Genomic DNA, 13,743 nt, shown 5'->3' on the forward strand with positions numbered 1-13,743 from the left:
GGCTACCACCCGCGAGCAGACGCAAAGTCGCCCTGGAACACGTGTTCCAGGGCGACTTTGCGTCTGCTCGGCGTCAGGCCGGTGGCCGCCAAACCGCGGTCATCAGCTCGCTCAACACCGGAATCCGTCGCTCGGCGATCTCGGGTTGCGGCAGTACGCCTTCCACCACGGCCGCGCCGTCGAAGACATTGGTCAGCAATGCCACCAGTACCGGAAGAGTGTCTTCGGGAATGTTCTCCGTCCCGGGCATTGCCCGCGCAGCGTCGTACATCTTCGCCCGGTACTGCCACAACTCATGTTGCAACGTGGCTTTGAGCTTCTCGTCGGTGCGCGCGGCGACCATCAGCTCGTAGAGCACCGCATTGATCGAACCGGAGGTGATGTCGCGCAGGATCGCCAGCGCCGCGTCCAGCGCCGGCCGGTCGGCCGGTATCTCCGCGACCTGTTTGGTGAACGTCTCTAACTGGCGGCGCAGCACCTCCGACGCCGTTGCCGCCATGAAATCGCCCATCGTTTCGAAGTGGCGGAACAGGGCGCCCACCGATACTCCGGCCCTCTTGGTGATCAGGGCGGCCGAGGCACGGGCATATCCGACCTCGACGATGGTGTCGATACAGGCCTGCAGGAGCCGGCCGACCGTCTCCTCCCGGCGTTGCTGCTGGGTCCGTGCCATGTCAGGCAGACAGGCTCATCGAAGCCGGCCGCCGCTCACCCGCGCGCAGGTAGCGACCCGACTTCAGGGTCTGACCGAAGCCCTCGCGGAACTCGCCGCTGCGGAACACCACCGCACCGCCCACACCCGTGGCGATCACGGTCGCGTCGTTGCGATTGACCATGCGCCGCAGGCCGCCGTAGAAGGGCACCGCCTCCTCGTTGTAGGAGTCCACCGAGCTGTCCAGATGAGCGGGGTCGATCACCACGAAGTCGGCGCGGTCACCCTCGCGCAGCGTGCCGGCGTTGATCCCGAACCACTCCGCCACTTCGGCGGTCAGGCGGTATATCGCTCGCTCGGGGGTCAGGAACGGCCGCCCGGCCTGCTGCGCGTCTCGCACACGTTTGAGCAGCCGCAGCGGAAAGTTGTAGAAGGCCATGTTGCGCAGGTGTGCGCCGGCGTCGGAGAAGCCCATGTGGATGCTGGGGTCAGCCGCCAGCTTGTCGAGCTGCCTGGGCCGGTGGTTGGCGACGGTGGTGGTCCACCGCACATTGCGTTCGCCGTTCTCGACGAGAATATCCAGGAAGGCGTCCAGTGGGTGCAGTCCCCGCTCGTCGGCGATGGCGCCGAAACTCTTGCCGATCAACGACTCATCGGGGCACTCCACGATCACCGCGTCGTGGAAATCGCGGTGCCACAGCGACGGCCCGAGCTTGCGGCGGTCGAACTGCCGGCGGAACCGGCGGCGGTACTCCTCGTCGGCCAGCAACTCGTTGCGCTGCAATTGATCACGCAGGTGCAGGGCGGCCGTACCGGCGCCGAACTCCTCGAAGACCGGCAGATCGATTCCGTCGGAATACAATTCGAACGGCACCGGCAGGTGCTGGAAGCGCACGCTGGCGCCCAGGACCTTGTTGAGCAACCGGGTACCCCGTCCGAACAGGTGCACCCCCAGCGGCATCGACTTGGCGTCCGCCGACACCAGCATGCTCATCCGCACTCCTTTTTTGCGGTTGAGCAGCCGGCTGCTGGTGAGGAAGAACATCAGCGGAGACACCGGGCTGTTGACGTTGGGAGCGCTCTGCAGGATGCGGCCGCGCTTGCGCAGCACCTTGATCAGCCGGCGCCGTTCGCGCCATGTCGCGAAGGTGGACGGCAGCGCCCGCGAGCGGAAACGGTCGCCGTCCAGCTTGTCGATCGGCGCGTCCATACCGGACATGCCGAGCATGCCGGCATCCAGCGCCTCGTCGAGCAGCCGGGCCATCTTGTCCAGCTCGGCGTCGGTGGGCCGCACGGTCTCGTCGGTGGCGCGCTCGAGACCCAGCACCGAGGCCCGCAGGTCCGAGTGGCCCAGCATCGAGCTCACGTTGGGCCCCAGCGGGAGGGCGTCCAAAGCGGCGATGTACTCCGCGGGCGAGGACCAGGTCTTGTTGTCCTGCAGCGTTTTCAAGACGAAGTCGCGCGGCACCGCCTCGACGCGGCTGAACAGGTCGGCGGCGTCTTCGGAGTTGGCGTAGACCGTCGACAGCGAGCAGTTCCCCAGCAGCAACGTGGTGATGCCGTGCCGCACCGATTCCCGCAGGCCCGGGTCGAGCAGGATCTCGGCGTCATAGTGGGTGTGGACGTCGATGAATCCCGGCGCGATCCACTTCCCCGCCGCATCGATCACCTCGGGGCAGCCGCTCTCGTCCAGCGGACCGGCCGAGACCGTGGCCACCACGCCATCGCGGATGCCCAGCGTCCGGATCTGGGGTTTGGCACCCGTTCCGTCGAACCACAGGCCGTCGCGGACGATCACGTCGTAAGTCACTGTTCCTCCAAGTCGAATGGGCTTGGCTCGAAGTTAACATAGAGAGTGAACGCTCGCAATCTTTTTATCGGAGTCGTTCAACCCCCCGGCCCCGAGGGCCTTGACGTCGGCGTTTGCGTCGTCGCCGTCGTTGCGGGCGTCGTCGCCGGAGTGACCGTCACGGGGTCGGGCACGTTCACGGCGGGTGGGATGTCACCGTCGCGGCTGGCCACGGTGGGGATGCGGATGAGGCCGCCCAGCTGACTGCATTCATTGCTCTTCACGGTGATGGCCATCTCCCCGACGAGGTCACCCTCCGGTTGCGGCTGCAGCGTGAGCACCTGGATGGTGGTCTGGGCGCTCGCCTGACCGGTGGGACCGACGCAGGAGAATTTTGTGGTCTCCGCCCGGGATCGCCACTGGCCGTCGATGAACTCCAGGAGCAGCGGGTGCACGTCCGGCGACTTCTCCCGGGTATGGTCGCCGTCGCTGAGCAGCGTCGCCGCGGCCAGGCAGCGGGTGGGGGTGCACGACGAGCGGATCGCCCACCAGGTCTCGACGTCCGGCGGCTGCGGGGTGGGCTTGGTGTCGAAGGTCTGCCGGGAGCGTTGCACCTCGATCCGGTAGGTGCCGTTCAGTGGCAGCGGGGCGGCCGCCGGGGTGCTGCCGGGTGGGGTGCTCGAGGTGGTCACCGGACCGCCGGCCTGCGGGGCAGGTTCGCTGGTTTGGCGCCCGATCGCGATGCCGGCTGCCAACAACCCGACCAGCAACAACAGCGCGACGGCGCCGATCATCAGCCGGCGCGGGCCGAACCTCCTCGGTCCCCGGGAACCGGTCGAGAACGCGTCGAGGCGCCGGGCCGCGGAACCCGCCGCGGACCGCAGCAAGCCCCTCGGGGGGCCGGCGGCCGGTTCGGCGCCGGACGGTTGGGGAATGGCTTCCGGCCAGGCGTAAGCCGGGTAGTCGACGACATACGCTGGCTCGACGGCCGGTTGCGCGACGGGCACCTCGCGGTCGACGATCCCGGCTCGTTCCGCAAGCGCCGTGGCGAACTCGCGGCAACTGCCGAATCGATCCGCCGGGTCTTCAGCCAGCGCCCTGGCGAGCACCTCGTCCAATCGGGCCAGGTCCGGGCGCCCCTCGCTGAGCCTGGGGGGCTTCGGTTGCGCCGGCGGCGCCCCGGTGAACAAATGCACCGCGGTGGCGGCCAGCGCGTACTGGTCAGCGCGGCCGTCGGTGGCCGCGCCGGCCGACTCCTCCGGGGCGGCATACCCACTCTCGCCCGGCGGGCGCTGTAACCCGAAGTCGGACAACATGATTCGCGGTTCACCCGCGCCCGGGGTAGTCAGCAACAGGTTGGCGGGCCGGACGTCGCGGTGCAGCACGCCGCGCAGATGGGCGAAGTCAAGGCCGGCGGCCGCGGCGGTGATGATCGCGACGACCTCGCTGACCGGCAGTACCGCGGGGAAACGATCGGCCATCAACTGGGCCGCGTCGGTGCCGTCGACGTAATCCATTGCGAACCAGAGCTGTCCGTCGAACTCTCCGCGCTCGTGCACCTCGACGATGTTGAGGTGATAGAGGTTGGCGACGCTCACGTTTTCGCGGTGGAACCGGGCGCGGAAGTCGCCGTCAGCCCACAGTGTGAACGGAAGCACCTTCAGCATCCGCCACCCCGGCAGATCCGGGCGCTGGGCCAGGTACAACTCGCCCGTCGCCGACGATCTCAGCATGCGTACGACGGTGTAACCGGCAAAAGTTGCGCCGCTGGCCAACGCCATTTAGCGATGGTAACCATCTCGGCGCGGCCAGGTGTGGCAGCGCACGGCTAACACTGAGCGAAATCTAGGATCGTCCGGGCCGGAACACGGTGCCGCGCAGGATCACCAAGTCCGGCTGATTCAGCACGTCGGGACCCCGGCGGGGATCGTCGGCGTAGCACACCAGGTCGGCCGAAGCGCCGTGGTCCAGACCCGGCCGGCCCAGCCAGCGGCGGGCGTCCCAGCATGCCGCCCCCAGCGCTTCCTCGGCGGTCATGCCGATCCGGCGTAGAGCGTCGACCTCGTCGGCGATGCGCCCGTGCCTGATCATGCCGCCGGCGTCGCTGCCGGCGTAGACCGGGACGCCGGCGTCACGCGCCGCGGCCACCCGCGGATAGCCGCGGTCGTAGAGGTCACGCATGTGCGCGGCGTACTTCGGGTAACGGACCGCGGCATCGGCGATGCCCGGGAAGTTCTCCAGGTTGATCAAGGTAGGCACCAGCGCGGTGCCGTGTTCGACCATGAGCTCGATCGTCTCGTCGGTGAGGCCGGTGCCGTGTTCGATGCAGTCGATCCCGGCCTTGATCAGGCCGGGCAGCGCGTCCTCGCCGAAGACGTGCGCGGTGACGCGGGCACCGTGGGCGTGTGCGGTGTCGATCGCGGCTTTGAGGACGTCGTCGGACCACAGCGGCGCCAGGTCGCCGATCCCCCGGTCGATCCAGTCGCCGACCAGCTTGATCCACCCGTCGCCGCGGCGGGCCTGCTCGGCGACGGCGTCCGGCAGCTGCGATTCGTCTTCCATGTCGGCGGCCAGACCGGGGATGTAGCGCTTGGGCCGGGCCAGGTGCCGTCCGGCGCGGATGATGCGGGGCAGGTCGTGGTGGTCGTCGAGGCTGCGGGTGTCGATCGGTGAGCCGCAGTCGCGCAACAACAGTGCCCCGGCGTCACGTTCGGCTTCGGCCTGGGCGATCGCTTCGTCGAGTTCGACGGGGCCGTGCTCGCCGAGCCCGACGTGGCAGTGAGCGTCCACCAGCCCCGGCAGGATCCAGCCGCCATCGAAGACGGTGTCGGCGCCGGACACCGGTTCGGCGCTGATGCGGCCGTCGACTATCCACAGTTCGGTGACGACGTCGCCGGGCAGGCCCAGCCCCCGCACGTGCAGCCGCACTGCGCGGCTACTTCTGGCCGGGGAACTTCAGCTTGGACAGGTCGAAGTCGGCCAGCCCGGGCGGCAGTTCGTTGAGGCCCTCCGGCATCTGCGACAGGTCCGGGAACCCTGCCGGCATGCCGGGCATGCCCGCGCCGAACGGGCTGCGCGTCTTCGGCGGCGTCGGTCCGCGGGCGCCCTTCTTGCCCTTCTTGCCCTTCGAGCTGCGTGATTTGCGCGTCGCCGATTTACGGCCCAGCCCGGGGATTCCCATGCCGCCGAGCATCGAGGACATCATCTTGCGGGCTTCGAAAAAGCGGTCGACCAACTGGTTGACCTCGGAGACGGTGACGCCGGAGCCGTTGGCGATGCGCAGCCGCCGCGAGGCGTTGATGATCTTCGGGTCGGCCCGCTCGGCCGGCGTCATGCCGCGGATGATCGCCTGAATGCGGTCAAGGCTCTTGTCGTCGACCTCGGCCAGCGCGTCCTTCATCTGCGCGCCGCCGGGCAGCATGCCGAGCAGGTTGCCGATCGGGCCCATCTTGCGCACGGCCAGCATCTGCTCGAGGAAGTCCTCCAGCGTCAGCTCACCGGCGCCGATCTTGGCGGCGGCAGCCTCGGCCTGTTGGGCGTCGAAGACCTGCTCGGCCTGTTCGATCAGGCTCAGCACGTCGCCCATGCCCAGGATGCGGCTGGCCATCCGGTCGGGGTGGAAGACGTCGAAGTCCTCGAATTTCTCGCCGGTGGAGGCGAAAAGTATTGGTACGCCGGTCACTTCGCGGACCGACAGGGCCGCGCCACCACGGGCGTCGCCGTCCAGCTTGGTCAGCACCACACCGGTGAAGCCGACGCCTTCGCCGAAGGCCTGGGCGGTGGCGACGGCGTCCTGGCCGATCATCGCGTCCAGGACGAAGAGGGTCTCGTCGGGGTTGACGGCGTCGCGGATGGCCGCGGCCTGGGCCATCAACTCTTCGTCGATGCCGAGGCGGCCGGCGGTGTCGACGATGACGAAGTCGAAATGCTTGGCCTTGGCTTCGGCGATACCCGCCGCGGCGACCGCGACCGGGTCGCCCGGGCCGGACTCGGGTGACGCTCCGGGGTGCGGCGCGAACACCGGCACCCCGGCCCGCTGGCCGACGACCTGCAGCTGGTTGACGGCGGCGGGGCGCTGCAGGTCGCAAGCGACCAGCAGCGGCGTGTGGCCCTGGTTCTTGAGCCGGAAGGCGAGTTTGCCGGCCAGCGTCGTCTTACCGGAACCCTGCAGACCGGCGAGCATGATCACCGTCGGGGGGTTCTTGGCGTAGGCGATCTCACGTGTCTCACCACCGAGGATGCCGATCAGTTCCTCGTTGACGATCTTGACGACCTGCTGCGCCGGGTTGAGGGCGCCGGAGACCTCGTGGCCGCGGGCGCGCTCCTTGATCCGGTGGACGAATGCCCGGACGACGGGCAGCGAGACGTCGGCTTCCAGTAGCGCGAGCCGGATTTCGCGGGTGGTGGCCTCGATATCGGCGTCGGTCAGGCGGCCCTTGCCGCGCAACCCCGCCAGGGCACCGGTCAACCGGTCGGAGAGCGATTCAAACACGACCGCCAGCCTAATGGTCGGGGCGCGGACCGGCGCATCCCCGTGCTCTCGCGACACTGCAACGACGCAGCCGACACGCCGGCGCGGCCCTGCCTGGTTTCAGTCTCGGCGCAAGCCCGTCGACCCTTTCATTTGAACTTGACAGGCGTTAGTTTTGCCCCGTGGTCACTGTGCTCGCAGACCTGGCGCCTGCTAAATCGTCGTCGTCTCCGGTGCTGCTGGTGGTCGTGTTGCTGCTGGTCGTGGTGTTAGCGGCCATCGTGGTTGTCGCGATCCTGGTGCGCCGCTCCCGGCGACCGAAGCCGCCTCCGCCACAGTGGGGCCCGCCCCCGATGGGTCCTCCGCCGGGGTGGCCGCCGCAACAGCCGCCGTCTCCTCCGCCGGGCCCGCCTACCGGTTGAGGAGCAACCCGGTGAGCAGCGACGAGGCGTTGGCGCCCACGCTCAGCAGCGCCAGCGTGCCCAGTTCACGCCGGACGGCGACCGCCAGCACAACCGCTTCGGCGAGTGTGACCGCGAGCTCCGTCAGCGCCAGCGCCGGCAGCGAGGGGTCCGGCGCCAATACCCACCACGCCACCGGATGGGTGACGGCATTGACACCGATCGCCAGCAACAGCGCCGACCACCACCGCAGCCCGACGATGCCCACCAGTCCGCCGACGTACCACAGCGATTCCACCGCGACCGTGACAACGAAAGCGGTCAGTTGGGACACGCGATGACTTTACGGGTGATCTGGGTGTTCGCCGGGGCCGCGGCGGTGGCTCTGGCCGTCGCGATGCGGGCACCGCTGGCCACTACCGTACTGGGGTTGATGGCGTTCGGGGTCTTGCACAACGTGCTGGAATTGCGCTACGTCACTGGACGTTTCGCGGCGGTGCTGTCCGGCCGGCTGCTCTGGTGGCTACTGGGTCTGATCACCGTGATCGTGTTGTGCCGGCTGGCGGGCATGGTCGTCGGCGAACCGGCCCGGCTGGCGGAGATCGTCGTCGGTTATGCGGTGCTCGGCGCGGCCTGTGTGGCGGGGCTGCGAGGCCCGTCGCTGATCGCGGCGGCGGTGGTGCTGGCGCTCGCCACGGCCGCCTCGCTGAGCTGGCCCGCGTACCACTTCGTCGTGCTGTCTCATCTGCACAATGTGGTGCCGCTGTTCTTCCTCTGGGAGTGGGCGGCCCGGTTGCCCACCCCGGCGTTGCGCCGGTGGTTTCGGTCCGTGCAGATCGGGTGGGTTCTGGTCGTGCCCGCCGTACTGCTCTCCGGTGTTCTCGACCGCCATCTGGGCGGGACGAGTTCCTCGCTGGCGGGGTTCGCCGGGAATCCGCGGACAATCGTGGCGGCCAGCGCGCCGCCCGCAGCCGTGCTGACCGAGGCCGGTGTGCGGCTGCTCGTCGTGTTCGCCTTCCTGCAGACGATGCACTACTTCGTCTGGGTTGGTTTCTTCCCCCGCTACGCGCCCGACGCGGCCCGGGCGTTCGAGGTCCGCGCTCCGTGGCTGACCGGCGCAAGGGCATGGACGCTGGGAGCCGCCGTCGGTGTGGCCCTGGCCGTGGTGTTCGTCACCGACTACGCCTCCGGCAAAGCCGCGTACTCCGCGTTCGCCAGCTATCACGCCTACCTCGAGTTCCCGGTTGTGCTGGCCATGCTGCTCGGGCTGGGGGCGGCGACGGCAACGAGCCGGAGCGACGCCGTCCCAGTGGGTGCGCGGTAGTGCTGGAAGTCGTCGAGAAGGGTTCGCGCACCGCGCAACCGCTGCTGTTCGTGCACGGCGGCTGGCACGGGGCGTGGTGCTGGGAGAACTTCCTGGACTACTTCGCCGACGCCGGCTATCGCGCGGCGGCGGTGAGCCTGCGCGGCCACGGCGCCAGTACCGCTCCCAAGGCGCTGCTCCGATGCTCCATGGCCGACTACGTCGACGACGTCCGCGCCGTGGCCGATTCGCTGGGTGGCCAACCCGTGCTGATCGGCCATTCACTGGGCGGTTTCGCCGTGCAGCGGTATCTGGAAACCCGCCGCGCGCCGGCCGCCGTGCTGGTCGGCTCCGTACCCCCGAGGGGCTTTCTCAAACTGGCGATGCGTGTGTGGCGCCGGCACCCGCTGATCGCCCTGCGGGCGTTCGCCGGCGGCACGTTGCTCGAATTCGTCGACACGCCGGCAATGGCGCGCGACTACCTGTTCTGCGCGCAGACGCCATACGCCGTCGTCGAAGCCTGCAGATCGCAGGCCGGGCCCGAAAGCCTGCGTGCGGCCGCGCTCGACCCGATGATCCGGCGGGTCCGGACGGCACTGGTCACCACCCCGATGCTGGTCCTGGGCGCCGAGCAGGACGGCTTCGTCAGCACCGCGGAAGTGCGGGCGACGGCAGCCGCTTACCGGACCGAACCGGAGTTCTTCGCGATGGGCCACAACATGATGCTCGAACCCGGCTGGCCCGACGTCGCCTCCCGGATCCACGACTGGCTACAGACCCGCGACCAGCCAATCTGAGCCCCGGGCCACGTCGTTGCAGCGCCGAAAAGCGTTGCCGTGCTAGATTTCACAGCCACTGCGCCATTGCGCGCGGCCGAGCCGCCAGGCCCGAGTTCGATGGGGGGAATGTGTCGCTGCAGCCGGTCAGCCACTTCCCTGCCGACACCACTCGCTCGTTGCGTGGCTGGCAGCGTCGCGCCCTGGTGAAGTACCTGGGAACCGAGCCGCGGGACTTCCTGGCCGTGGCCACACCCGGTGCCGGCAAGACCGCCTTCGCCCTGCGGATCGCCGGCGAGCTGATCGCACACCGGGCCGTCGAGCAGCTCACCGTCGTCGTGCCCACCGAGCACCTCAAGATCCAGTGGGCGCAGGCCGCCGGACGCCAGGGGCTCTCCCTGGACCCGAAGTTCTCCAACTCCAACCCGCAGACCTCGCCGGAGTACCACGGCGTGGTGGTCACCTACGCCCAGGTGGCTGCCCACCCGACCCTGCACCGGGTACGCACCGAACAGCGCAAGACGCTGGTGATCTTCGACGAGATCCACCACGGCGGCGACGCGAAGACCTGGGGTGACGCGATCCGGGAAGCCTTCGGCGACGCCACCCGCCGGCTCGCCCTGACCGGGACCCCATTCCGCAGCGACGACAGTCCGATCCCGTTCGTGAACTACGAACCCGACGCCGACGGCCTGATGCGATCCAAGGCCGACCACACCTACGGCTATGCCGAGGCCCTGGCCGACGGCGTGGTCCGCCCGGTGGTGTTCATGGCTTATTCCGGACAGGCCCGCTGGCGGGACAGCGCCGGCGAGGAGCATGAGGCTCGGCTGGGCGAACCGTTGTCGGCCGAGCAGACCGCGCGGGCCTGGCGCACCGCCCTGGACCCGGCCGGCGAATGGATGCCGGCGGTGATCGCGGCGGCCGACCAGCGGCTGCGCCAGAAGCGTGAGCATGTGCCCGACGCGGGCGGGATGATAATCGCCTCCGACCGAACCGCGGCCCGCGCCTATGCGACCCTGCTCACCAAGTTGACCGGCGAGGCGCCCACCGTGGTCCTGTCCGACGACCCCGGGTCGTCGGCCCGCATCTCGGAGTTCTCGGCCAGCAGCAGCCGGTGGCTGGTCGCCGTGCGGATGGTCTCCGAAGGGGTCGACGTACCGCGCCTGTCGGTCGGGATCTACGCCACCAGCGCCTCGACGCCGCTGTTCTTCGCCCAGGCGATCGGGCGGTTCGTGCGATCCCGCCGAGCGGGTGAGACGGCGAGCATCTTCCTGCCGTCGGTGCCCAACCTGCTGCAACTGGCCAGCGAGCTGGAGGCACAGCGCAACCACGTCCTGGGCAAACCGCACCGCGAATCCGAGGGCGACCCGCTCGACGAGGACCCGGCCACCAAGACCCAGAACGAACCCGGCGAAGAGAAGGGCTTCACCTCGCTGGGCGCCGACGCCGAGCTGGATCAGGTCATCTTCGACGGTTCCTCATTCGGCACCGCCACCCCCGCCGGCAGCGACGAGGAGGCCGATTACCTGGGCATTCCCGGCCTGCTCGACGCCGAACAGATGCGCGCGCTGCTGCATCGGCGCCAGGATGAGCAGCTGCAGCGACGCGCACAGACCGGTATTCCGGCAGCGACGATGACCACCCACGGGCAACTGCGGGAGCTGCGCCGCGAACTCAACGCCCTGGTTTCGGTCGCTCACCACCGCACCGGCAAGCCGCACGGCTGGATCCACAACGAGCTGCGCCGACGCTGCGGCGGGCCGCCGATCGCCGCGGCCACCAGCGATCAGCTCAAAGCGAGGATCGACGCCGTGCGCCAGCTAAACGCGGAGCAGAGCTAGTCCCCGACCGGCTCGTCCTCCAGAACGACCGCCGGCGCGCCCAGCACCGCCAGCAGGTGCTTCTCCACCGCGGCCCGCGCGTTGAGCTCGGGCGGCACCGCCACGCAGAACACGTCGGCTGCCGTCGACCCGAACGTGTTGACCTTGGCCCACAGGATGTCGGTCTCGGCGCGCTCCAGCGCCCGGGCCAGCAGGGCCAGCAGACCCACCCGGTCCATGGCGCGGACTTCCAAAATCAGCTGACCGGGGGTGTCGGTGTCCAGCCAGAGGATGCGCGGCGGTGCGGTGGAACGGGTGACCGGCACTCCCACCTGCACCTCCCCGGCGCGGGCGGTGGCCGACAGGGCGGCCTCGCTGTCCCGCTTCTCGAGCATGGCGCAGACGTCGATGTCGCCGTGCAGGGCGCCGACGAACTGCTGCCGCAACAGGTCCGCGGCAGGCGGGGACCCGAACAGCGGGGACACCACGAATTCGGTGATCACCACTCCCTCGTGAATGTTCACCGACGCGGAATGCACCCGCAGCGAGTTCAGCGCCAGCACGGCGGCGGCCTTGGACACCAGCCCGCGCTGGTCGGGCGCCACCATCACCGCGCACCGGCGTTCCCCGTCGCCCGGTTGCAGCTCCACGTGTACGCCCTGCCGCTCGGCCAGCGAAAGGTAATGTGGCGCAGTCGGTTCCGCCTGCGGCAGCACCTCGCCGGCCATCGCCATACGGCAGCGACGCACCAGGTCCTCGACCAGCGACGCCTTCCAGTCACTCCACACACCCGGGCCGGTCGCCTTGGAGTCGGCCTCCGACAGGGCGTGCATGAGCTCGAGCAGTTGCGGGTCACCGCCCAGCGCCTCGGAGACCGCCTCGATGGTCTTGGGGTCGTTCAGGTCGCTACGGGTGGCCGTGATGGGCAACAGCAGGTGGTGACGCACCATCTTGGAGATCGTGTCGACGTCGGCCGGCGACAACCCGAGCCGCTGGCCGATCGGAACCACCAGGTCGGCCCCCAGCACGCAGTGGTCCATCCCGCGGCCTTTTCCGATGTCGTGCAGCAGTGCGCCCAGGGCAAGCAGGTCCGGTCGCGCCACATTGGTGGTCAGCGGCGCCGCGTGCACGGCGCACTCCACAACGTGACGGTCCACGGTCCACTTGTGCGAGACATCGCGCGGTGGCAGGTCACGGATCGCGTCCCACTCGGGCAGCAACTGGCCCCACAACCCGGTGCGGTCCAGCGCCTCGATGGTGGCCACCGCGGTGGGACCGGCCAACAGCACCACCAGCAGGTCGTCCAGCGCCTCGCGCGGCCACGGCGTCGGCAGCGGCGGCGCGCTGTCCAGCCGGCTCAGGGTGGCGGCGCCGATCGGGACGCCGGTATCCGCCGCGGCGGCGGCAACCCGCAACACCAGCCCCGGGTCGCTCTCGGGGCGGGCGTCGCGAGCGAGCACGATCTCACCGGCGTATTCGACGACGCCTTCGTCCAGCGGTCGCCGCTTGGGCCGTCGCATCAGGGCGGTGAGGCCCCGCTTGGGCAGCGCGTTGACGGCGGTGCGCAGGCCGGTGACCGCATGGAAGCTGATGGTTCGCCCGGCACTGGACAGCATGCGCGCCAGGTCGAACCGGTCACCGACCCCCAGCGCCTCGCTGATCTCGTCGGCGAATTGCGCCAGCAGCTGGTCGCGGCCCCGGCGGGACACCACATGCAGTTCGGTGCGGACGTCGAGCAACGTCAGGTAGGCATCGTCCAGCGACCCGACCGCGGTGTCGGCCCGAGACATGCCGTGGCGGTCGATGAGTTGCGCCAGGGCCAGTGCGTTGAGCAGCTGCACGTCGCGCAGTCCGCCGCGACCCGACTTCAAATCCGGCTCGGCACGGTGGGCGATACGGCCCAGCCGCAACCACCGGGCATGCGTCATCTCGACGAGTTCGTCCATGCGGGAACGGATTCCGCTGCGCCACTGACGTTTGATCCCGTCGATCAGTTCGGTCGACAGGGCCTCGGCACCCGCGATGTGCCGCGCTTCCAGCATGCCCAGGGCGGCGGTCAGATCGGCGTTGGCGGTGGCCAGCGCCTCGCTCACCGTACGAACGCTGTGGTCGAGCCGAATGTTGGCGTCCCACAACGGGTACCACAGTTTGTCCGCGACCGGACCTAGCGCTTCGGGCGGCTTGCCGTCGTGCACCAGCACCAGGTCGAGGTCTGAGTAGGGCAACAACTCACGGCGGCCCAGACCGCCGACCGCCACGATCGCGAAGCCGCTGTCGTCGGTGATGCCGATTTCCGAAGCCTTTGCGGTGAGCCAGGTTTCGTGCAGGTCCAGCATCGCCTGCCGCATCTCGGTAGGCTTCATCCCGCGCAGTCCGTCAGACAACAGTTGGCGCCGCGCGGCAGCCAGATCGACTGCCGCAGCGGCGCTTCCTGCTTGCGTTTCTTCTGATTCCGAGGGCGAGGGGTCCGACCGGTTCGGTGTCACACCCGGCCGGCCCGTCTGCCTGACTTCAGCAAGGTCGGTCTA

The 13,743-nt window shown here is 69.3% G+C and carries 11 protein-coding genes; 4 read left to right on the forward strand and 7 right to left on the reverse strand.

The features are described from left to right. Positions 1–73: 73 nt before the first annotated feature. The 5 genes from ACNQS7_RS08920 to ffh all read right to left on the reverse strand — a co-directional run bounded on the left by ACNQS7_RS08920 (position 74) and on the right by ffh (position 6,933). Positions 74–673, reverse strand: coding sequence for a TetR/AcrR family transcriptional regulator (locus tag ACNQS7_RS08920; protein WP_310785401.1), 600 nt, complete (start codon positions 671–673; stop codon positions 74–76). Between the two features lies 1 nt (position 674). Beyond that, positions 675–2,480 carry an N-acyl-D-amino-acid deacylase family protein gene (locus tag ACNQS7_RS08925; protein ID WP_418015935.1) on the reverse strand — a complete coding sequence of 602 codons (1,806 nt, stop codon included), beginning with the start codon at positions 2,478–2,480 and terminating at the stop codon, positions 675–677. Positions 2,481–2,539: 59 nt separating this feature from the next. Then, a complete protein-coding gene (locus ACNQS7_RS08930; RefSeq protein WP_418012274.1) occupies positions 2,540–4,222 on the reverse strand; it encodes a serine/threonine protein kinase in 1,683 nt (560 codons plus the stop codon). Positions 4,223–4,286: 64 nt separating this feature from the next. Beyond that, the gene (locus ACNQS7_RS08935) at positions 4,287–5,369 is read right to left on the reverse strand and encodes an amidohydrolase family protein (RefSeq protein WP_418012275.1); all 1,083 of its coding nucleotides are present in this window, start codon (positions 5,367–5,369) and stop codon (positions 4,287–4,289) included. Between the two features lie 7 nt (positions 5,370–5,376). Next, complete coding sequence (gene ffh, locus ACNQS7_RS08940) at positions 5,377–6,933, reverse strand: signal recognition particle protein (RefSeq protein WP_055577566.1); 1,557 nt, start codon at positions 6,931–6,933, stop codon at positions 5,377–5,379. Between the two features lie 161 nt (positions 6,934–7,094). Between ffh and ACNQS7_RS08945 the strand changes: the two genes are divergently transcribed. Further along, the gene (locus ACNQS7_RS08945; protein WP_418012276.1) at positions 7,095–7,334 is read left to right on the forward strand and encodes a hypothetical protein; all 240 of its coding nucleotides are present in this window, start codon (positions 7,095–7,097) and stop codon (positions 7,332–7,334) included. Here the strand turns inward: ACNQS7_RS08945 and ACNQS7_RS08950 are convergent. Then, positions 7,324–7,647, reverse strand: a complete 324-nt coding sequence (locus ACNQS7_RS08950) for a hypothetical protein (protein WP_418012277.1) — start codon at positions 7,645–7,647, stop codon at positions 7,324–7,326. The genes ACNQS7_RS08945 and ACNQS7_RS08950 overlap by 11 nt on opposite strands. A 3-nt stretch (positions 7,648–7,650) precedes the next feature. Here ACNQS7_RS08950 and ACNQS7_RS08955 point away from each other — a divergent pair, with 3 nt between their 5' ends. The 3 genes from ACNQS7_RS08955 to ACNQS7_RS08965 all read left to right on the forward strand — a co-directional run bounded on the left by ACNQS7_RS08955 (position 7,651) and on the right by ACNQS7_RS08965 (position 11,236). Next, positions 7,651–8,637: a hypothetical protein gene (locus ACNQS7_RS08955; protein WP_418012278.1), complete on the forward strand. Its 987-nt coding sequence runs from the start codon at positions 7,651–7,653 to the stop codon at positions 8,635–8,637. Beyond that, positions 8,637–9,413 (forward strand): alpha/beta hydrolase, encoded by a 777-nt coding sequence (locus ACNQS7_RS08960; RefSeq protein ID WP_418012279.1) that lies wholly within the window; start codon positions 8,637–8,639, stop codon positions 9,411–9,413. The genes ACNQS7_RS08955 and ACNQS7_RS08960 overlap by 1 nt, the downstream gene beginning before the upstream one ends. A 116-nt stretch (positions 9,414–9,529) precedes the next feature. Then, positions 9,530–11,236: a DEAD/DEAH box helicase gene (locus ACNQS7_RS08965; RefSeq protein WP_418015936.1), complete on the forward strand. Its 1,707-nt coding sequence runs from the start codon at positions 9,530–9,532 to the stop codon at positions 11,234–11,236. Here ACNQS7_RS08965 and ACNQS7_RS08970 read toward each other — a convergent pair. Further along, complete coding sequence (locus tag ACNQS7_RS08970; protein WP_418012280.1) at positions 11,233–13,701, reverse strand: [protein-PII] uridylyltransferase; 2,469 nt, start codon at positions 13,699–13,701, stop codon at positions 11,233–11,235. The two genes, ACNQS7_RS08965 and ACNQS7_RS08970, sit on opposite strands and share 4 nt — an antisense overlap. Positions 13,702–13,743: the final 42 nt, after the last annotated feature.

Source organism: Mycobacterium sp. 23 (assembly GCF_048287075.1).
In the GTDB taxonomy this organism is placed as follows: domain Bacteria; phylum Actinomycetota; class Actinomycetes; order Mycobacteriales; family Mycobacteriaceae; genus Mycobacterium; species Mycobacterium gordonae_B.